Consider the following 19,709-nt stretch of genomic DNA (forward strand, 5'->3'; position numbering starts at 1 on the left):
TAAATGACTGAAAGTGTTGTTCTTTTAGAACCCGGTGATGAGAGGGCAAAAAAGATAGGAAAGGCTATGGCAAGCCAGACTGCAAATGAAATACTTTCAATGTTAAAGAAGGGTGTTCTAACCTTAACTGAGATTTCAGAGAACATGGGTCAGCCAATGACCACTATAAAGTATCATGTTGAAAACCTTCTGGACGCAGGACTTATAGAAGTCAAAAATATAAAATACAGTGAAAAAGGCAGGGAAGTTAAAGTATACGGGGTGTGTGAGCAGGTTGTCATTGTATCTGCAGGTACTAAGGATATCCGGCAGATACTAATGAAATATGCGTCTGTTTTTGGATTTTTTATTATTGCAACGCTTGCTGCAGGTTTAATTTCATCTGCTTTGTTCTCCGGATCTGTATTTTATGATATTTCAAATAGTAATGAACAATTTGTGACTGCTTCATATTCAGATGGATTTAATGAAAGTATGATTGAATATGATTCAGGCGAATTAACAATTCCTATTCCGCCTGTTCCTGATACTACATTATTAAAATCCACAAATGTAGGAATTCAGCAAGAGACATATAATGGAACCATTCCGTCTTCAGAAAGCAGAATAGTGTCTGATAATATTTATTCTGGTAATAATTTTCCGGAAGATACAGTTCATTTTATTGTAATTGCATTTTTCTTTGGAGGTTGTGCAGTTTTAATTGTTCTTATGGGATATGAGGCAATAATCTGGAGAAGAGAGAAAAAATACTGGAATGAAGTTCAAAAGAAATAATCTCATTTATTATAAGATATTTTATTAAATTTTTTGGAAATTTTCAAAGCCCAAATAAAATACATATTTCGCATTTTTTCATTTAAAAATCAAAGCAGGTCTATAAAATTTTCAAGAATTTTAAGACCCACATTTCCGCTTTTTTCAGGATGAAACTGAGTGCCGTATGCATTTTTGTTTCTGATTGCGGATGCAAAAGGGCAGATGTAGTCGGTTGATGTAAGAGTATATTCGGGTTTTGTTTCTGCATAGTAGGAGTGAACAAAATAGACAAAACTATTATCCTCTATCCCTTCAAAAAGCGGATTTTTCTGAGTAATTTTAATATTATTCCATCCCATATGGGGTATTTTATAATTTTGTTTTTTTGGGAAATGCTTTACTTTCCCTGGGACAAGGCCAAGACCCTGATGGATTCCGTATTCCTCCCCCTCATCTAAAAGCATCTGCATTCCAAGGCAGATTCCAAGGACAGGGCGGGTTTCAACATAATCATAAAGCGCATTTTTCATCTCTTTTAATTTTTCCATGCCCTCTGAAAATGCACCCACTCCTGGGAGCACCACCCCGTCAGCAGACGCCATTATTTCCAGATCTGAAGTTATAATGGTCTGTGCACCTGCTTTTTCAAGCCCTTTTTTGACACTTCTTAAATTTCCAAGGCCATAATCAAGTATAACTACTTGTGTCATCCTCACCGCCCCTCTTTCTCCACTCTGCTTTTTTTCGCCAGTCTTCATTAAGACCTTTTTTATCCATCCAGAACTGAAGTTTTTCTTCCCACATATTCCAGAGTTCAGGATATTCTGCCTTTATTATTTCAAAAGTTGCAAGATCGCTTGAAGGGCACATGAAACATCCGATTCTGTCTATTCTCCTCTCATAAAGAATGTTATATGGTGCATTTTCCCTGAACAGATACAGAAACACATGTAGTGCTGTCCAGTGCTGAATCGGTGCTGCTGATAACTGGACTCCTACCTTAAAATTTCTCCAGACTCTCGGACTTTTCATTCTTGCAAGAGATTCATATTTTCTCTGGCCGATAAATGATAAACATTCTCCCCATCTCTCCTCAATTATTTTTTTAACAGGCATAAGTTTGCAGACGCTGCAGCACCATCTGGCATCAATTGCAGGAGGTCCTTCCACTTCAAATGTTTCCCAGAATGTTTCTCCTGCCCCTGTTTTTATTATCTCAAGTCCGTATTTTTCAACTACATCTTCAATATTTTTATAAGTCTCCGGAAACTCAAGTTCTGTATCAGAGAATAAAACAGGCACATTACCAACCGCTTTTAAAACAACAAGAAGAGTTGCCAGACTATCCTTTCCACCGGAATATGAAACATTATACGGAAGATCAGGATTTTTGCTGATAACTGATTTCACAAATCTGATTGCTTCTGCCTCGACATTATCAAGAATTATTTTATTGGATTCTATTGCATCATCCCATGATGACTCTCCTTTAACGCAAATTCCCGGTTTAGGTTTCCTTGTCCTTACAATCGATCCTCTTTCCATTTTTCTGGCAGTGACTGCATCTTCACGTGCACGCCCAACAGCTATACATTCTCCGTTTTTTGTGAGAATAAAGACTTCATCGCCTGCTTTTACACTGTCTTCAATTTCTATTAGTCCGGGTGCAAGAAGGCTTGAACCCTGTTTAATAGATTCTATTGCTCCATCATGTGCTATAACGTACTTTTTTAGAGGTTTAGAGTATTTTGCAGCATGAATACGTGGTAATAATTCCCATTTTTTTTCTTCAGGGTGATATCTGTAGGCACATGCAACAGCGCCACCCATTATTACCTCTTCCATGCGATCCTTATCCGGAATTTTGTTTAAAATTACCACATGATCTTCAGGAATCAGTTTTTGTCCAAACTGTTCTTCGTAAAGATTATTTATGTGATCAATATCGGCTTTAAAGGCAGGCCTGATATCTCCGGGAGGAGTTATTGAAACACTTCTTGTGTCACTACCACAGGAACATTTTTTTCCGAGGACGGGGGTGTGACATTCATCACACCAGTTGAGAACTAATTTTCCGAGAAAAGCCCTTGACATTTGTTGATAAATATTAGAATATAATTTAATAAATAGATGTTAGATTTACACATCTGAATACTCCATACAGTATTTTTTGTGATTTAATTATTGACGATCCCAGATACAATATTCTGAGTTTTACATGTATTTTTTTTATTACTGATATTAAGGCCTATATAATGAAAAGATCATATGGATAATAAATGTTTGAACGTGTCAAAAAAGGATGGATTCTTTTTAAAGAAACTTTTGGAATATTAAAGCGTGAAAAAAGTCTTTTATTGTTTCCGGTTCTTTCAGGAATTACAATTCTTCTGGTCCTTGGTCTTTTATTCTTCCCTGTTCTGTTTATCTTCAGTCTCGAAGGATTTAATCCGGATTCGATGGGAATTTCGGGATGGGTTATCTGGATTGGATTATTATTTGTCATATTCCTTTTGATGAATTTTATATCGTCATTTTTTAAGGCAGGGATTGTATCCAATGCAACATCTGTAATTGAGGGCAGAGATCCTTCTTTTATGGATGGAATTCTGACAGCAGTTTCAGTAATTAAAGCAATATTTGTGTGGTCAGTAATCGCTGCTACAATTGGAGTTATTTTGCAGCTGATAAGAAATCAGGATAATGGAATCGGACGTCTTATTGGAGAATTAATTGCAGGTATTGCCGGTGCAGTATGGGAACTTATAACATTCTTTGTAATTCCTGTTATGATCTTTGAGAAAAAAAGTGCATTTCCTTCAATAAAAAAGTCCTGGTCTCTTTTTAAGAAGACATGGGGTGAGACTGTTGTTGCCGGTTTTTCATTTTTAGTTGTATACATTCCGTTTTTTATTCTTTTTATCGGTACAATTCTTTCACTTTTTTCAGGAAATCTGAAACTGACAATGTCAATAGGGGCCGTTACAATCATTGTTATGGTGATAACTGTTGTTTTAGTATCAGCTCTTCAGGGAATTCTTGTGGCACTTTTATACCACTATGCAAAGACCGGTAAGATTTCTTCGATGACAGACAGTGATTTAATCTCAAATGCGTTTGTAGAAAAGAAAACAAAGATTTCTTCTGGACAAATTAATTCAGGAGGACAAATTTAATTTTTTTAAAGTAAAAAAACCAATTTTTTTTTAATTTTTATTTTATAAACAAAGTTATTTTTTATTTTTTTTTCTAGACCTTTCAAAAGGGTTAAGATAATTTATCAATCATTAATAATCGTGATAAATCTATATTTTTTGAAGTGGTGAAATTCAAAAAATTAGAGATTAAATTCGTATTAGCCTGTATGAGAGTTATATGAGAGGTTTTTCTCTCTGCGGCATGAAGAGAGTGATATATGTGTTACCAATTGTTCTGACAGCAGTATGTGCATTTTTGGTTTATCTCCTGCTGACTCTTGGTTCGGGGACAGAAGTCTTTGGACAATGGTCAGTCTATGAGATATATGCCGGTATTATTGTAGCATCGGTTGTCGGTGTTATTTCAGGAAAATTTTTTGTAAAAAAGGAAAGTCTAAGGATGTTAAATCCAGTCCGGTGGCTGATTCTGTTTTTTTACATAGTTGTGCCTTTTTTCCTTGAGATGACCCGGGCAAATTTTGATGTTGCATACCGGGTTATTACAGGAAAAATCCGGCCCGGTATCGTAAGAATATCCCCCGGACTAAAGACAGATCTTGGAATTTTGCTTCTTGCAAATTCAATTACCCTGACTCCGGGAACTCTTACTGTAGATGTGGATGAAAAAACCGGTGATCTTTTTATTCATGTTCTAAATGTAAAAGAAGGGCTTGAGAATAAGAAAATAGCAGATGAAAATGAAGTATTTTCTCTTTTTAACCTTAAAAAATGGGTCAGGAGGATTGCTGAATGATTGATGTATGGATGATTGTCACAGTAATTTTGTCTTTCATGATTCTTGTTGCAATGTTAAGGCTCTTTTTAGGTCCTGATCTATCTGACAGGGTAGTTGCATTTGACACAATCAATACACTGACTGTTGCACTGATGATCATGCTCAGTGTGGCATTTAGTGAATTCTTCTTTGTCGAAATTGCAATAGTCTATGCAATATTATCATTTGTGGGAACACTTTTTATTGCAAAATATATCGGGGGAGAGTTGTAGGATGATATCTGACACAATAATTTTAATATTTCTGGCAATTGGTGTTCTATTCAATGCACTTGGAGTCATCGGAATTTTAAGATTTCCTGATACTTATACAAGATTGCATGCTGAGACTAAAATGACAACATTTGGAACGATATTTCTGTGTTTTGCGGTTTTTGTATACTGTATCATAAACTTCCTGTCATCAGGAGACAGCCAGTTTACAGATCTTTTGATAAACACTGGAATTGTTCTTGTTGCACTCTGTTTTACAAATGCAACAGGTTCGCACGCAATCGCCCGTGCGGCTTACAAATCCGGACAAAAACCCAAAGAAGCTGTCGTTGACAGATTAGCGGAGGTTTTGAAATAATGGATCTGTTATTGATAATTCAGGTTATTATTCTTGCAGGACTTTTGATATCAGCCGGTCTGATCTTTTATTTTAAGGATCTGGTTTCTGCTGCTATCGCATTTGGTGTGTTCAGTTTTCTGCTCTCTCTTGAGTTTTATATTCTTCAGGCACCTGATGTTGCAATTGCTGAGGCTGCGATTGGTGCAGGACTTACAACTGCGATATTTTTGGTTGCAATAAAAGGGACAAAAAAATCCGGTGAAAAACTTGTGGAGGCTGAGAAATGAATTCAAAAAAGTATATTTCTGCAATAATAATCGTAGTTCTAACCACGTTTTTTTTGCTTGCCACAACAGGTCTTGAATATGGGAATCCAGAAAATACGCAGATGGACAGTTATATGACAGATAACGGCCAGCAGATGGCTGCTGTAAACAATATTGTATCTGGTGTTGTTTTTGATTTCCGTGGTTTTGATACACTCGGTGAGGCAACTGTTCTTTTTGTTGCCGTACTTGGAGTATCACTGATGTTTCGAAAGAGAAAACAGGAGGAAGACTATGAATATGAGTAAAATCGTCCAAACAACAGCCAATGTTATGCTTCCTTTCATCCTGGTATTCGGTTTTTATATTGTAATTCACGGTCATCTCACTCCCGGAGGAGGTTTTCAGGGAGGTGCTGTAATAGCAACAGGAATTGTACTAATGTTTGCTGCCAACAGGTATGACGAGATAAAAAAGAAATTTACAACATCTGCCTTGAAAAATACTGAAAGCCTGGGGCTTTTGCTCTTTATTATTACAGGCCTTCTTGCTCTTACTGTTGGTGCAACATTTTTCTATAACTGGCTTGCAAACGGGGGTTTTATCTTTGGTGATGCTGTTGCATACGGTCCAAATCCCGGTTTTCTCAATACTGCAGGAACAATTCCTGTTATGAATATCGCTGTTGGAATTGAGGTTATGGGGGCGATGGGAATTATCATTCTTTATATGCTCTCGGGGATTTCAACGGAGGAAACCTGATATGATCTACAATCTGCCTTACATTGCGGCCGGACTGATAGTTATTATCGGAATCATAATAATGGTTGCAAAAAAGAACCTCATAAAAATCGTAATGGGTCTTGCTCTTGTAGAATCAGGTATCAATCTGTTTCTGGTTGCAACAGGTTATATCGAAGGAGGAATAGCACCCATATTTACAAATGCGGGTCCTGAAAAAATGGTTCTTCCGACTGTTCAGGCAATGACACTTACAAATATCGTAATCGGTATTGCGACAACTGCAATGCTTCTTTCTTTTATTATGGTAATTTATAAAAAATACAATACAGCTGATGTTACCGAAGTCGGGAGGCTTAAAGGATGATTACTGAATGGATTGTCCAGAATGCTCCTGCACTTCTGCTTGCAGTTCCAATGTTTGGTGCATTTGCAACTCCTGTTTTTGGACGAATAGGAGAATCTGCAAGGAATGGCTGGGTTCTTTTAATCAGCTTATTAACTTTAATTATTGCCGGAATACTTACAAATGAAGTATTGACATCAGGAACTGTTGTATATACATTCGGTGCTTCGTCTCCCGCAATGACTGTTCCTGCTGACTCCGGCGGAATTCCGTTTAGGATTATCTTTACTGTTGATGCGATGTCTGTTTTCATGGCAATATCAGCAGCTGTTGTCGGATTTGCTATTACCCTTTATTCGATTGTTGCATCCGCAAAGATGTCAGGAAAAGACTCTTTCTTTGCACTGATTCTTTTGATGCAGGTCGGAATTTTAGGTATGGTTTGCACAGGAGATATGTTCAACTTCTTTGTATTCCTTGAGATTAATTCGCTTGCAGGAGCGGCACTTGTTGCTTCAAGGGTTGATAAGGGGGTTGCAGTTGAAGCAGGTCTTAAATATGCAGTTCTCTCAACTCTCGGAGGCCTCCTGGTTCTTTTTGCAGTAGGTCTCTTCTACGGACAGTATGATGCATTAAACATCGCGGTTATTGCTCAGAATATGCAGTTTGGAATGCTTGATAAGATTGCCCTCGTTCTTCTTGTGGCGGCACTTGCAATGAAGGCAGGTGCAGTTCCCATGCATTTCTGGACACCTGATGCATACTCGATGGCACCTTCTGCAGTTACTGCATTTCTGGTAGTCGCAAGTCAGGCCAGTCTGTATGGTCTTTTCAGGGTTTTGTTCACATTATATAATTTAACACTTGATTACGTCACAATGGGCTGGATAATTATAATCTTAGGTGTTCTTTCCATGTTTATAGGCGTTACAATGGCAATTCCCCAGAAAGATATCAAACGTCTGATGTCCTATCATGCGGTATCACAGACCGGATATATGCTTCTTGGTGTCGGTGTCGGACTTGCAGTACTTGGCGATGCGGCCATGATGGATGCATTCGGAATGACTGCAATGGAAGGTGGAATTTTCCATATAATCAACCATGCAATGTACAAGGGTCTTTTATTTTTGACAGCAGGTGCAATATTTTATCAGGCAGGAACAAGGAATCTGAATAAACTTGGCGGTCTTGGTCACGATATGAAATGGACGATGGTCTTTTTTGTAATCGGTGCTCTTGCAATTGCAGGAATCCCTCCCTTTAACGGCTTTGCATCCAAGCTCATGATCTATGAATCTGTGTTCATGTTCAGTCCGGCTTTGTCCATAATTGCAATGGTAGTCTCCATTTTAACACTGGCCTCCTTTGTTAAGGTATTCCATTCTGTTTTTATGGGCCCTAAACTTCCTGAGTATGAAAATGTCAGGGAAGTTCCGCAGGTTATGCTTATTGGAATGGGAATCCTGGCATTTCTGGTAATCCTTTTTGGAGTATTTCCGCAGCAGGTTGTGGATATTCTTATATCCCCTGCTGCAACGGCTCTTGTTGATCAGAGTGGATATATCAGTGCGGTTTTGGGAGGTGTCTGAAATGGCTTTTATTGAGACGTTATCCACAGGATATGGCAACTGGAATCCATTATTCTGGATTTTTGCGTTTGCAATAACATTGATTTTCGGATGGATAATCTGGAGGCGTGGTGAATCCTCATACAAGAAGGGTACAGAACAGGTAAAACCATATCTTTCCGGAAATCCCGAACCTGAAAAAGGCGATGTACATATCCGTGCCGGAAATATGTACTGGGGTTTTACAGAGGGATTAAAGGGATATTATGACATTTTAATTCCACTACATACAGGAATTTTAACTGATTACATCCTTTGGTTTTTGGGGGTTATGGCAGTAATGCTTGTTATAGTGGCAGGGGTGCTCTGATATGAAAATTTCAGATTCATTTAAGCGATCTTTATGGGTTTTTCATTTTAACTCTGGTTCCTGCAACGGATGCGATATTGAAATTGTCGGGACTCTCATGCCAAGATATGATCCTGAGAGGTTTGGAATAAAACTTGTAGGTTCTCCAAGACATGCGGATGTTTTACTGGTCACAGGGCCTGTTGTTCATGCAATGGCTGAAAGACTCAGACGTGTTTATGAGCAGATGCCGGAACCAAAGGTTGTCATCAGTGTTGGAACATGCAGTCAGTCAGGCGGAGTTTTTTTTGATTCATACAATCTTGACGGACCTGTGAGTGATATAATTCCTGTAGATATTTATATTCCGGGGTGCGGCCCGAGACCTGAGGCAATAATTGACGGGGTTGTAAAGGCAATTGCAAAACTTGAACGGCTTAAAAAAGGTGAAAAACATGAGTGAAGAAAAGAGAGTTCCTATGACAGCAAAGGCAATTTCCGACCATTTTTCAGGGAAATTTGCACAAAATATAATAAAGTCAGAAGTCAGGGAATGGAAAGAGGGAATAAAAAATACTCCTGTAAATTCAGTATGGTTAACAATTGAACTTTCTGCTCTTCATGATGCAATTGAAGAACTGATATTAATTGATTATCCTCATTTTGGCGTTATATCTGCGGTTGATGAAGGCGAGACAGTCTCCCTTTTGTATCACATGTATGTATTTTACGGCCTTGGCGGAAAAGAGGTCGAGGTTACAATTGAGGTGGGATTACCCAAATCAAATCTGATTGTTCCTACAATATCTGATCTAATCCCCGGGGCGGCATATTCTGAGAGAGAAAAAATTGAGATGATGGGAGTTGATGTGAAAGATATACCTGACAGAAGGGGTTTGTTTTTGCCTGAGGATTTCCCTAAAGGAGTTTATCCGTGGAGAAAGGATGAGACCGGAATAAAAGATTCAATGATAAAGAATCTATGGGCAGTAGGCCGGCCTGAAGAAAGGCCAAATCCGATTGTCAAGCCAAAACCGGAAAAGAAAAAGAAGGAATCTGCAAAGGAAAGCGGCAAAGATGATGCTGCAAAAGACACTACAGATTCAGATAACAGCAGCAAAGAGTCAGGCATTGTTTCTGAAGGTACAACCGGAGGTGAGGATTAGGTGGATTCTCCTAAAAAGAAGGCATCATACAATATTCCTATTGGGCCTATTCACCCCGCATTAAAAGAACCGATTCTTTTTACATTCAAAATGAACGGTGAGGTAATTGAGGGTGTGGATTTTGCACCGGGAAAAGCCCACCGCGGTATTGAATGGATGGGTATGAGAAGAAATCCTGTTCAGATTGTTCATTTAACCGATCGCATCTGTGGCATCTGTGGTGTTACCCATACATTTACATTTTCACGTGCTGTTGAGCAGATTGTTGGTATTGATGTTCCACTAAGAGCACAGTACATCAGGACAATAATGGCTGAATTTGAGCGTATCCAGTCGCATCTTTTGTGGGCAGGAGTGGCCGCCCACGAACTTGGTTTTGACACTCTTTTCAACCTTGCATGGAGAGTTCGAGAGGAGTCTCTTGATGTTATAGAATATATCACAGGAAACAGGATTAATTATGGAATTATACAGGTCGGTGGTGTCAGAAGAGACATAACATCCGGACAGATTCCAAGGATTAATGAGGCTCTTTCATATTACGAAAGTCTTGTTGACAAAATGGTAAAACTGTTCCTTGAAGATAAGACAATTAAGATGAGATGCAAGGATTGTGGTGTGCTGTCCAAAAAGGATGCCCTGGAGCTTTGTACAGTAGGCCCTACAGCACGTGCATCAGGTCTTAAGACCGATGTCAGGGTTGATTCCCCTTATGCGGCTTATGGTGATATTGACTTTGAGATGGTTCTTCCGGATATTTATTCCAATGAGATCAATGGTGATGTTTACGACAGAATTGTCACAAGACTGTTTGAAATTCCACAGTCTGTTTCTATTATAAGGCAGTGTCTTGCAGGTATGCCTGAAGGAGACATCCTGTGGGAGGAAAAGATGCCAAAGCTTCTCTCTGCCTGTAAAAAAGCTGAAGGTGAAGCGGTCGGCAGGGTTGAGGCCCCGCGTGGAGAATGCATACATTATGTTGGGATGAAAAAATCCGATGCACCTTATTCCTGGAAGGTTAAGGCTTCCACTTACTCAAATCAGCTTGCCTGGCTTGAAATTCTTAAGGGTGAACAGATAGCAGATATTCCTATTATAATTGCATCAATTGATCCATGCATGTCATGCACAGACCGGGTATCACTGATAAACAGTACAAAGGATACAATGACAAAAGAGGAGCTTCACCGGCTTTCTGTTGAGAAGACAAGGAGGATGATGCAATGAGTATTCTTACCTTTTCACTTCAGATATTTTTAGAGATTGTTTTCATTGCCCTATTTGGCATTGTTGTCGGTCTTGTTCTTTTAGGCATTGACAGAAAATTTGCGGCACATATGCAGGCCCGTGTAGGACCTCCTTTGAGGCAGCCTTTTTTAGATGTTTTAAAACTGATGTGTAAAGAAAACATTGTTCCTGAAAATGCAATAAGGTCAATATTTAATGCCGCACCTGTAATTGCATTTGCGTCAGCTGTTACAGTACTTCTGTATATTCCTCTGGGAAGTATAGCGCCGGTATTCGGTGGTTACGGTGACATAATTCTTGTTATGTACCTTCTCACAGTTCCGGCACTTGCGATGGTTGCAGGGGGTTTTGCATCAGGTTCACCTTATGCATCCATAGGCTCACAGCGTGAGATGGTAACGATGATAGCTTACGAGTTTCCACTCGCAATTGCAATTGTAGCGGTTGCATGGAGACTTTCAGTTGCGGGAGTTTCAGATCCCTTTTCTCTTTCAGTAATATCCGGAATTTTCTCAGAAGTTACTATCTGGAGTGTAATGGGACCTCTTGGTATTCTGGGATGTATTCTTCTTCTTGTGGTCATAGCGTGGGTAACTCCGGCTGAGCTTTCACGTGTGCCATGTGATACTCCCGAGGCTGAAACTGAACTTTGCGGAGGTCTTATAGTTGAATATTCCGGAAGAAATCTTGCTTTGTTTTACCTTGCAGGAGCTGTAAAAACAGTATGTATGCTTGCACTTTCTGTGGCTATATTTCTGCCATGGAATCTTTCATGGTTTTTGTCTATGCCGACAGAGATTTCTTTCGCAGCAGATCTTTTATTTTTTGCCTTAAAAATGACACTTGTTCTTTTCCTTTCTGTAAGTCTTATAAGAGTCAGTATGGCCCGTTTTAGAATCAACCATGTTGTAACAGTATACTGGGGTTATATTGCTGCAATAGGACTTTTGGGATTGATTCTGATTATGGCTGATGTATTAACCGGAGGAGGTGTTGTAGCATGAGTTTTCTTCCAACAATCGGAGAAGTTTTAAGGCAGGTATTAAAAAAACCTGCAACAAATCTTTTCCCTGCAAAATATCTCCCGCATTCGGTTACAGATTTTCTCTCTGATGTGAATGAGGGGAAAGCAGTCATAAATCCTACAATTGCAACTCCGGATAATTATCGCGGAAAAATTGTCTATGACAGGGACAAATGTATCGGGTGTAAAATATGTATTCGCGTATGTCCTGCAAATGCAATAGAATTTATAAAAGAGACAAAAACTGTGCGGATTTATGTGACACAGTGTATTTTCTGTTCGCAGTGTAATGATGTATGTCCGGTAAACTGTCTTCATATGAGTGATGAATTTACACTTGCAACTGAGAACAGGTATTCTGAAAATTTAATTGTAGAATGAAAAATAAAAAAATCTTTTTTTTTAAAATCTAAAGCCTGCAATTATTGCAATAATTGATAGAATGAACAGAATTGCCAGTATTATTCCTGTGATAGTGAATAATGATGATTTGGTGCTTTCTTTGGAATTTGTATTTTTTTCATAATTGAGTGCTTCTTCAAATTCATTATTTAAACTTTCTTCATGTTCTATAACAAGCGCACCCTGATAACCACAGTTTTTGCATTTATAGGCATTTCCGGTGTATCCTCCGGTTACCAGATAAATGTCAGGTGAATCACAAACAGGGCAATGCAGACGGGTATTTTTTCTTTTTTCTTTATTCATCATCTTTTGCACCTAATTTTGGAATAGATATAATATCAGATTTAATCATCTTTATGAGATTTTTGGCACCGGAGATTATATCTTCACTTATAATATCTCCAAATTTTGTTGTTTCCGGCTGTATTCCAATTAAAATTATTTCTCCGGCATCACCTTTAATAAAATCTATAATCTTTGCAAGGTCCATCTGGTGCGTGTCAAATCCTGCAAGTCCAATTTTTTCATGCGGTATTATTCTGAACTCTCCTGGTTTAAGATTCATTTCAGCGGCGTCTGTAATTAAAAGAATCTCCGGATTTTCTCTTCTTATTACTCCTGTGAAATTTTCAGGCACTGTTCCGCAGTTATATACTTTCCAACCCGGATGTGAGAAATTTTCTGCAATATATATTCCAACACCGTCATCAGATCTCAGGGTGTTGCCGACACCAAGAAGAATATTCATCTGTAATAAAGATAGAACTCCTGTAAATAAAATAAGGTGATATGAGAGTTTGCTCCCAATATTAAACATCCGAATTATTGTTTTGATGGCAGTTGCAGTCTTTGTAATTTTTTCAGGATGCATTGATGGTATATTTGATTCTCCTTCATCCGAATATCCGGGAATTGTTGGTAATTCGGAATCAGGAGATTATGCAATCATAACCCATAGTTTTCTCTTTGAGGATAATGAAATAGAACTTATAATTCCGATTGATAAAGGTGTATATAGAGCAGCATATGACTCGGATAAGTCGGCATATCTTAAAGAAGACGACCTGAAGTCGAATAACTGGTCATCTGATTATTACAGATCATTCATTTCTGATCCTTCTCTGGATTTATTTTATGAATCAATTTTAGGCGAATTTCGGATAATAAAAAATGATTTATCACTTGATTCTGACAGATATGCAGAGCTTATATTAGCTTATGTTCAGTCAATTCCTTATAAGACAGACTATATCAGAACAGAGCCAAAATTTGCGATAGAGACGGTATATGAAAATTCCGGCGACTGTGATGATAAAAGTCTTCTTGCAGCGGCACTTCTGTCACATGAAGGTTATGATATTGTTCTCTTTGAATTTGAAAAAGAAGAACATATGGCAGTCGGGATAAAAAGTTCCGGCTGTTTTTTTAAGAACACAGGTTATTCTTATGTGGAGGTCACAGGACCAAATTATCCGGGATGGCCTTTGATAGAAGTTAACGAAGATCAGCTGATTAAATCAGAACCTTATTTAATTTCTATAGACGGGGGGGGAAAAATATATAACAGCTGTAATGATGTTTTATCAATCTATAATGCCATGACTGACTCTGAAGAAAAAGCAAAAGATCTTGAGAGTGATATTTCTAATAAAAATAGTGAACTGGAAAGGCTCTATAGCGAACTGGCTTCTTTCTCAGGCAGAATGGATCAATTAAAAAATAATGGTGATATTTCCGAGTATAACAGACTTGTACCTGAATACAATTCAAAAATTTCAGAATATAATTTAAAAAATAAATCCCTGGAATCATTGACCGATCGATATAATAGTTATGTTGGCATTTATAATTACATCATTGAACACAGATATGACCGAAAAGGTGTCTATGAATATATCACTCAAAATCCGGTGAACTGATTAATTTCTATAGAATATTTATTTTTATAGAATTCTATTGGTTAAACTTTTTTTGAATATATATAATGAAAATGTTTTGAATTAGTAAAGTTTAGAATCATGTTCATTTTTTTTATTAGATTCATATTCATATATATTTCCATTTAATTTAACCGTAGCAAATCCTGATTCTACAAGTTTGTCTAAATATCTATGAATAACGCCTCTGGATGGATTTAAACCTCTTTTGTTTAATTCAATAAGGCTACTTGTAATTGTTACAGGATGATTGAAATTATAAAAGTGTTTAATAATGACATCTTTTATTTCCGGAGGAAAAGATTGCCCTTTTGAATTATCAGCAATATCTGATGCTTTTTTAAACGAATTCATTTTTCTTACAGATTATTATTTCAAATGTTTGAATTTTTAGTTGAAGAGTTGTTGAGCATCTTCAAATTAGTTATATGATTAATCTCTATTTTGTATCATTCAATTAATTCAATCTTGTCATTTTCCGGCATGTGTTAATATATGCCTGAGTTCAGGCAAAATGATTTCATTCATTGCAAGTTTGACAGCACCTGTTGAACCGGGAATGCAGAAGATAACTTTTTTGTTTATTATCCCCGCTACTGCCCGTGATAATAATGCACGTGTTCCAATGTCTTCATAACTTTTAAGTCTGAATAATTCCCCAAAACCGTCTATTTTTTTTTCAAGAACTGGTGTTATTGCCTCAATTGTGCAATCATCATGTGTAAGGCCTGTTCCGCCGTTTAGAATTATGCAGTTGCAGTTTAAAAGGGCCTCTTTGCATGCATCTTTAATGTTTTCTTTTAAATCAGGAACTATCTTGTAATATCCAACAGGATATTTGTTTTCCATAAATATTTTAATTATTTCTTTACCGCTGGCATCATTTTTTTCATTTCTCGTTGTAGAAACAGTAATTACAGCAGCTGTAATCTCAATATCTTTTACGTGACTGGGATCCATTGTATATTTATTTGCCCAATTACCAAAAAAATATTCGATTAAAAAAAATTATAGCCTGAACATTTTATGGGATATAAATTATAAATCCATTTTATATCCTGCAAAATAAAAATTTAAAATATTAATTATTAATAATTAAATATCTGTTAAACATATAGGAAAATAATATGAAGTATTCAATTGGTTTTTTTTTAATTATCGGACTTCTTGTTTTATCGGTTATGATGGCAGGCTGTGCAAGAATGCCTGAAGAAACGACCGAGATCTCTTATTCAGAAGAAGTTGTATCTGATATAAATACTCCTGTTCCCACAGAGGTGATAGTAACTTTTTCAACTCCTGTTCCGACAGAAACGCCCGATTCAAGACCAACATTCACTATACCTCCTCCAGACACAAATCCTGAAGACAGTTATTCAGTTGTATATCAGGAAACAGTAACATACAATTACAACATAATACCCTTTGACTATGCTCTAGATTATCCTCCGATGGTATTCTGTTATTCTGCCACAGTTCCGACTGTTTCTGGTACAAAAGAAGGAACCAGCCAGTTTGGAAGCAAAGATGATTATTCAGTTAATTATGTAATTCCCAATCCACTTGCTTATTATAAGATAACAATATTTGATAAAGAAACAAATGGAATAATTTACACCCACGAACTCCCTCGGTTTAGTAAGGAGTCGGTTAAGGGAAATTTTAAGATTTATGAAAGCGGGAATTATCATATAGAGATTACAGGAAATCTTGCAACTGTTAATACAATAATAAAAGTTCCTTCTGAGAATCTTGAAGATGAAGAATAAATAATTAATAATGATAAATTTAATTTCAATTTTTCAAAACAATTTGGGCACCTATATATGCAAGTAACTCCAATTTAGTTAGGCACAGGATGATTGTTCTAATCTTCTGTTGTTTTAAGGTCCCGATAGGGTAGAGGACATCCTAGAAGCTTGCGGAGCTTTTGACCCGGGTTCAAATCCCGGTCGGGGCGTATTTTTTACGCAAATATTTTTAGTTATTTATTTTTTCATAATCATTATAAAAAAATGAATTCTGTCAATTTTTAAGATCAGTTAGAACAACTTTTTTTTTATTGAAATCTAAAAAATTAATGCATAAAATGAAAGCAAACACATTTTTGAAAAAAGGTTGCCGCACCAATTTTTATACTCAAAAATAAAGCCCATATTATGAGTTTTTCCATCAGGACTTAGTCAAAAACATGCGCAAAAAAACAGGGAAATATATTCAGATATTCAAATATATTTGATTCTAACATTTTTTACTACAGGATATAGTATTCAATAATAATTAAATCATATATTTCTATAAATTTGTGTAGGGTAAGAATGAATAAAAAAAGTTTAAAATGTCATTTTTTGATTTAAACTAATTTTAATTTGAAAATAAAAATATTAATAAACTCTTTGAATCCTTTTTTCTCTTAATTTTATTAAATATCAACTTAATTAAAATTTTATGCCAAATTTTAGTTTATACAATCATTAAACTTTTAATAAAATATATATTTAAAAATATTTTTTGCGATATTAAAAAACTTTTTACCTGTAGGATGAATTATTATTTTGATAAATTATTAAAAAACCTTCAAAAAAATATCGTTTGAAAATTGGATTCTAATTTCATATGCAACTTTTCCAAAAAAATTCATAGTCCTTAGAAAAAATAACATGAAAACAGGATGAAGAATATCAGGTCCTCTTTAAAGACCTCATCGATATGTAGCAGAAGGTAGAAGGAAGTGACAGAAATGAAAACTGACGGGCGCAGCATTAAGGTGCATCATATTAGTTCAAAGAGAAAAGAACTGCTCCAGAATATTGCTAAAGAACACGGGACACCTGTATTTGTCATTGATCATGAGCAGATAAGACAAAATTATAGGGAATTTGAAGAACGTATGCCTGACGTTCAGATATATTATGCAGTAAAAGCCAATTCAAATCCTGAAATAATAAAAACCCTTTATGAGATGGGTTCCGGTTTTGATGTTGCATCAATGCCTGAATTTATGCTTGTTTATGAAAATATCAAACATCTGTCTGAAAAAGAGCAGCTGAAATGGATATATGATAAAATAATATATGCAAATACCATCAAACCGGCAGAAACACTTCAGGCTCTTGATCATTATCAGCCGCTTGTAACCTTTGATAATATTGAAGAATTAAAAAAGATCAAAAAATATGCTCCTCATGCCGGATTGGTTCTTCGTATAAAGGTTCCAAATACAGGTTCTATGGTTGAACTCTCTTCAAAATTCGGAGTGGATCCCGGTGAGGCCGCTGATCTTATTGTTAATGCATTTGATATTGGCCTCACTGTTGAAGGCCTGAGTTTTCATGTAGGTAGTCAGTGTACAAATTTTGAAAATTATATACAGGCACTTGAATTGTCTTCAAATATTATAGCAGAAGTTGAATCCCGTACAGGAAAGATAATAAAACTCCTCGATATTGGAGGAGGGTTTCCTGTGAAATATCATCCTGGAGTGAAATCAATACGGACACTTGCAAACCAGCTAAATGGTGAAATGGAACGCCTATTTCCGGGGAAGATTCAGATTATGGCAGAACCGGGAAGATTCCTTGTGGCAAATGCCTGCTCACTTGTTTCAAAAGTAATTGGCAAGGCATTTAGGGATGGAAAATCCTGTTATTACATAAATGATGGTGTATACCATTCTTATTCGGGACAGGTTTTTGATCATTGTACATATCCTGTTCTTTCATTTAAGGATGGCGAACCGCAGATTTCCGCAGTTTTTGGACCGACCTGTGATGCATTTGATACAATTACATTATCAGCAGAACTACCAGAACTTGAAATAGATGATCTTGTATATTCCGAAAATATCGGAGCATACTCCCATGCATCTTCTACATATTTTAACGGTTTTCCTCCGGCTAAAGTGGTTCATATAAACAGATAACTATTTTTAAAAATTGTAATATAATATAAAAAATTGTTGAAAAATTTAAATGGGTACCATATAATATTTTTTTCAAATTCCTTTCAGATCCACTTTTTGCGTCTGAAATAATATAACATACATAATGAGACTAAAATCATTATCAGAATTGTAACAGGATAACCATAATACCAGTTCAGTTCGGGCATATAACTAAAATTCATTCCATAAATGCCGGCAATAAATGTGAGAGGTATGAAAATGGTTGCTATAATTGTAAGTACTTTCATCACTTCGTTCATCCGGTTACTGAGGCTTGAAAGATATATGTCCCGCATTCCTGAAATCATATCTCTATATGTTTCAACTGTGTCAATTATCTGAATCAAATGATCTGTTACATCATTTATGTAAATGTGGGTTGTTTCATTAATTATATTAGAATTGCTCCTTCTTATCCCAAAGGTGAGATCACGCATTGGCCAGATGATCTTTCTCAAAATAATTATCTGTCTTTTAAGAGAATATATCGAGTCCATTACCTGTGGGTTGGGATTTTCAATAATTAGATCTTCAATATCCTCAATTTTATCTCCCATTAATTCGAGCGTGGAATAATAATCATCAACGACAGTATCAATAAGCATATACATCAGATAGTCCGAACCAAGATTTCTGATCTTACTTTTACTGTCTTTAATCCTCTTCTTTACATTTTCAAAAATAGAAATGTCAGATTCGTTTATGGTAATTACGGTATTTTCTGTAACAATTATGCTTATATGTTCTGACTCAATTTCTGTTTTTAAAAATACGCATTTGAGCGAAACAAAAAGATAATTATCAAATTCTTCAAATTTTGGTCTTATTAATGTATTCAGGATATCTTCCAGAGTCAGAGGATGAATATCAAACGTCTGACCAATTTTTTCAATTAATTCGATATCCAAAAGTCCTTTTATCTCAATCCATCTGATTTTCACGTCGTTTGTAGAAACCTGAATATCCTCTGTTTTTATATTGAAATATTCTTTATATGAGTCATGATTAAATTCAATGCAGTTTACTGATGTTCTGGTGGGACTTTTTTCACTTATGTTGATTAATGTACCCGGTGGCAGACCTGCTTTAGATGATATTTTTGTACTGTGTTTTTTTATGATTACCATAACATTTGATTCCTTTATAATTTGTAAAATCAAAAAAATATATGAATTAAATTATATCCATTTTAATTATTTTGACTCTATGCTCTTAACCTAAATAAATGAAATTGTAAGTCTTGTACGATATATAGATTATAATTTTAAAAAAATTAAACTATTTTGTCTTCTTAAATTGGAAAAAACGAACCAAATATTATTAGTTACATAATGTTACAACTTTTTTTTAGTCTGTTACAAAAAGTAACAATTATGAATCTGAGTGTTGCATAATGTAACATGTCTAAA

The 19,709-nt window shown here is 36.1% G+C and carries 26 protein-coding genes and 1 tRNA gene; 20 read left to right on the top strand and 7 right to left on the bottom strand.

The window, feature by feature from the left end; genetic code table 11:
• Positions 1–3: 3 nt before the first annotated feature.
• Entirely contained in the window at positions 4–777 is a 774-nt protein-coding gene (locus ACTB1O_RS01560; RefSeq protein ID WP_462993385.1) for an ArsR/SmtB family transcription factor, read from the top strand.
• Positions 778–866: 89 nt separating this feature from the next.
• Here ACTB1O_RS01560 and hisH read toward each other — a convergent pair whose 3' ends face one another.
• Positions 867–1,469, bottom strand: a complete 603-nt coding sequence (gene hisH, locus ACTB1O_RS01565; RefSeq protein WP_462993386.1) for an imidazole glycerol phosphate synthase subunit HisH — start codon at positions 1,467–1,469, stop codon at positions 867–869.
• On the bottom strand, positions 1,447–2,853 hold the full coding sequence (locus tag ACTB1O_RS01570) for a phosphoadenosine phosphosulfate reductase domain-containing protein (RefSeq protein ID WP_462993387.1): 1,407 nt from the start codon (positions 2,851–2,853) through the stop codon (positions 1,447–1,449). Before ACTB1O_RS01570 ends, hisH begins: the two co-directional genes overlap by 23 nt.
• A gap of 185 nt (positions 2,854–3,038) precedes the next feature.
• Here ACTB1O_RS01570 and ACTB1O_RS01575 point away from each other — a divergent pair, with 185 nt between their 5' ends.
• The 15 genes from ACTB1O_RS01575 (at position 3,039) to ACTB1O_RS01645 (ending at position 12,396) form a co-directional block, all read left to right on the top strand.
• A complete protein-coding gene (locus ACTB1O_RS01575) occupies positions 3,039–3,935 on the top strand; it encodes a DUF6159 family protein (RefSeq protein ID WP_462993388.1) in 897 nt (298 codons plus the stop codon).
• 223 nt (positions 3,936–4,158) lie between these two features.
• On the top strand, positions 4,159–4,710 hold the full coding sequence (locus ACTB1O_RS01580) for a Na+/H+ antiporter subunit E (protein WP_462993389.1): 552 nt from the start codon (positions 4,159–4,161) through the stop codon (positions 4,708–4,710).
• On the top strand, positions 4,707–4,964 hold the full coding sequence (locus tag ACTB1O_RS01585; protein ID WP_462993390.1) for a monovalent cation/H+ antiporter complex subunit F: 258 nt from the start codon (positions 4,707–4,709) through the stop codon (positions 4,962–4,964). The genes ACTB1O_RS01580 and ACTB1O_RS01585 overlap by 4 nt, the downstream gene beginning before the upstream one ends.
• Position 4,965: 1 nt before the next feature.
• The gene (mnhG, locus tag ACTB1O_RS01590; RefSeq protein ID WP_462993391.1) at positions 4,966–5,322 is read left to right on the top strand and encodes a monovalent cation/H(+) antiporter subunit G; all 357 of its coding nucleotides are present in this window, start codon (positions 4,966–4,968) and stop codon (positions 5,320–5,322) included.
• The gene (locus ACTB1O_RS01595; RefSeq protein WP_462993392.1) at positions 5,322–5,591 is read left to right on the top strand and encodes a hydrogenase subunit MbhD domain-containing protein; all 270 of its coding nucleotides are present in this window, start codon (positions 5,322–5,324) and stop codon (positions 5,589–5,591) included. Before mnhG ends, ACTB1O_RS01595 begins: the two co-directional genes overlap by 1 nt.
• The gene (mbhE, locus tag ACTB1O_RS01600; protein WP_462993393.1) at positions 5,588–5,878 is read left to right on the top strand and encodes a hydrogen gas-evolving membrane-bound hydrogenase subunit E; all 291 of its coding nucleotides are present in this window, start codon (positions 5,588–5,590) and stop codon (positions 5,876–5,878) included. The genes ACTB1O_RS01595 and mbhE overlap by 4 nt, the downstream gene beginning before the upstream one ends.
• Positions 5,871–6,332 (top strand): MnhB domain-containing protein, encoded by a 462-nt coding sequence (locus ACTB1O_RS01605; RefSeq protein ID WP_462993394.1) that lies wholly within the window; start codon positions 5,871–5,873, stop codon positions 6,330–6,332. Before mbhE ends, ACTB1O_RS01605 begins: the two co-directional genes overlap by 8 nt.
• A 1-nt stretch (position 6,333) precedes the next feature.
• Positions 6,334–6,678 carry a sodium:proton antiporter gene (locus ACTB1O_RS01610; RefSeq protein ID WP_462993395.1) on the top strand — a complete coding sequence of 115 codons (345 nt, stop codon included), beginning with the start codon at positions 6,334–6,336 and terminating at the stop codon, positions 6,676–6,678.
• Positions 6,675–8,249 carry a proton-conducting transporter transmembrane domain-containing protein gene (locus ACTB1O_RS01615; protein ID WP_462993396.1) on the top strand — a complete coding sequence of 525 codons (1,575 nt, stop codon included), beginning with the start codon at positions 6,675–6,677 and terminating at the stop codon, positions 8,247–8,249. The genes ACTB1O_RS01610 and ACTB1O_RS01615 overlap by 4 nt, the downstream gene beginning before the upstream one ends.
• 1 nt (position 8,250) lies before the next feature.
• Positions 8,251–8,598 (top strand): hydrogenase, encoded by a 348-nt coding sequence (locus ACTB1O_RS01620; protein ID WP_462993397.1) that lies wholly within the window; start codon positions 8,251–8,253, stop codon positions 8,596–8,598.
• Position 8,599: 1 nt separating this feature from the next.
• Positions 8,600–9,040 carry an NADH-quinone oxidoreductase subunit B family protein gene (locus ACTB1O_RS01625; protein ID WP_462993398.1) on the top strand — a complete coding sequence of 147 codons (441 nt, stop codon included), beginning with the start codon at positions 8,600–8,602 and terminating at the stop codon, positions 9,038–9,040.
• Positions 9,033–9,743, top strand: a complete 711-nt coding sequence (locus tag ACTB1O_RS01630) for an NADH-quinone oxidoreductase subunit C (RefSeq protein ID WP_462993399.1) — start codon at positions 9,033–9,035, stop codon at positions 9,741–9,743. Before ACTB1O_RS01625 ends, ACTB1O_RS01630 begins: the two co-directional genes overlap by 8 nt.
• Positions 9,744–10,970 carry a hydrogenase large subunit gene (locus tag ACTB1O_RS01635; RefSeq protein WP_462993400.1) on the top strand — a complete coding sequence of 409 codons (1,227 nt, stop codon included), beginning with the start codon at positions 9,744–9,746 and terminating at the stop codon, positions 10,968–10,970.
• Positions 10,967–11,995 carry a respiratory chain complex I subunit 1 family protein gene (locus ACTB1O_RS01640; protein WP_462993401.1) on the top strand — a complete coding sequence of 343 codons (1,029 nt, stop codon included), beginning with the start codon at positions 10,967–10,969 and terminating at the stop codon, positions 11,993–11,995. Before ACTB1O_RS01635 ends, ACTB1O_RS01640 begins: the two co-directional genes overlap by 4 nt.
• Entirely contained in the window at positions 11,992–12,396 is a 405-nt protein-coding gene (locus ACTB1O_RS01645; protein ID WP_462993402.1) for a 4Fe-4S binding protein, read from the top strand. The genes ACTB1O_RS01640 and ACTB1O_RS01645 overlap by 4 nt, the downstream gene beginning before the upstream one ends.
• A gap of 21 nt (positions 12,397–12,417) precedes the next feature.
• Here the strand turns inward: ACTB1O_RS01645 and ACTB1O_RS01650 are convergent, their stop codons facing one another.
• Positions 12,418–12,726: a hypothetical protein gene (locus tag ACTB1O_RS01650; protein ID WP_462993403.1), complete on the bottom strand. Its 309-nt coding sequence runs from the start codon at positions 12,724–12,726 to the stop codon at positions 12,418–12,420.
• Positions 12,716–13,168 carry a hydrogenase maturation peptidase HycI gene (gene hycI / locus ACTB1O_RS01655; protein WP_462993404.1) on the bottom strand — a complete coding sequence of 151 codons (453 nt, stop codon included), beginning with the start codon at positions 13,166–13,168 and terminating at the stop codon, positions 12,716–12,718. The genes ACTB1O_RS01650 and hycI overlap by 11 nt, the downstream gene beginning before the upstream one ends.
• 49 nt (positions 13,169–13,217) lie before the next feature.
• Here hycI and ACTB1O_RS01660 point away from each other — a divergent pair, with 49 nt between their 5' ends.
• Positions 13,218–14,339: a hypothetical protein gene (locus ACTB1O_RS01660; protein WP_462993405.1), complete on the top strand. Its 1,122-nt coding sequence runs from the start codon at positions 13,218–13,220 to the stop codon at positions 14,337–14,339.
• An 81-nt stretch (positions 14,340–14,420) separates the two neighbouring features.
• Here ACTB1O_RS01660 and ACTB1O_RS01665 read toward each other — a convergent pair whose 3' ends face one another.
• Positions 14,421–14,711: a hypothetical protein gene (locus tag ACTB1O_RS01665; RefSeq protein ID WP_462993406.1), complete on the bottom strand. Its 291-nt coding sequence runs from the start codon at positions 14,709–14,711 to the stop codon at positions 14,421–14,423.
• Positions 14,712–14,828: 117 nt separating this feature from the next.
• Positions 14,829–15,317, bottom strand: coding sequence for a MogA/MoaB family molybdenum cofactor biosynthesis protein (locus tag ACTB1O_RS01670; protein WP_462993407.1), 489 nt, complete (start codon positions 15,315–15,317; stop codon positions 14,829–14,831).
• Positions 15,318–15,484: 167 nt separating this feature from the next.
• Between ACTB1O_RS01670 and ACTB1O_RS01675 the strand changes: the two genes are divergently transcribed.
• The 3 genes from ACTB1O_RS01675 (at position 15,485) to ACTB1O_RS01685 (ending at position 18,279) form a co-directional block, all read left to right on the top strand.
• Positions 15,485–16,126 (top strand): hypothetical protein, encoded by a 642-nt coding sequence (locus ACTB1O_RS01675; protein WP_462993408.1) that lies wholly within the window; start codon positions 15,485–15,487, stop codon positions 16,124–16,126.
• Between the two features lie 119 nt (positions 16,127–16,245).
• Positions 16,246–16,317: transfer RNA gene (locus ACTB1O_RS01680), tRNA-Arg, on the top strand.
• A 780-nt stretch (positions 16,318–17,097) separates the two neighbouring features.
• A complete protein-coding gene (locus ACTB1O_RS01685) occupies positions 17,098–18,279 on the top strand; it encodes a type III PLP-dependent enzyme (RefSeq protein ID WP_462993409.1) in 1,182 nt (393 codons plus the stop codon).
• Between the two features lie 83 nt (positions 18,280–18,362).
• Here ACTB1O_RS01685 and corA read toward each other — a convergent pair whose 3' ends face one another.
• Complete coding sequence (gene corA, locus ACTB1O_RS01690) at positions 18,363–19,427, bottom strand: magnesium/cobalt transporter CorA (protein ID WP_462993410.1); 1,065 nt, start codon at positions 19,425–19,427, stop codon at positions 18,363–18,365.
• Positions 19,428–19,709: the final 282 nt, after the last annotated feature.

The sequence above is a fragment of the Methanomicrobium sp. genome (assembly GCF_055145805.1).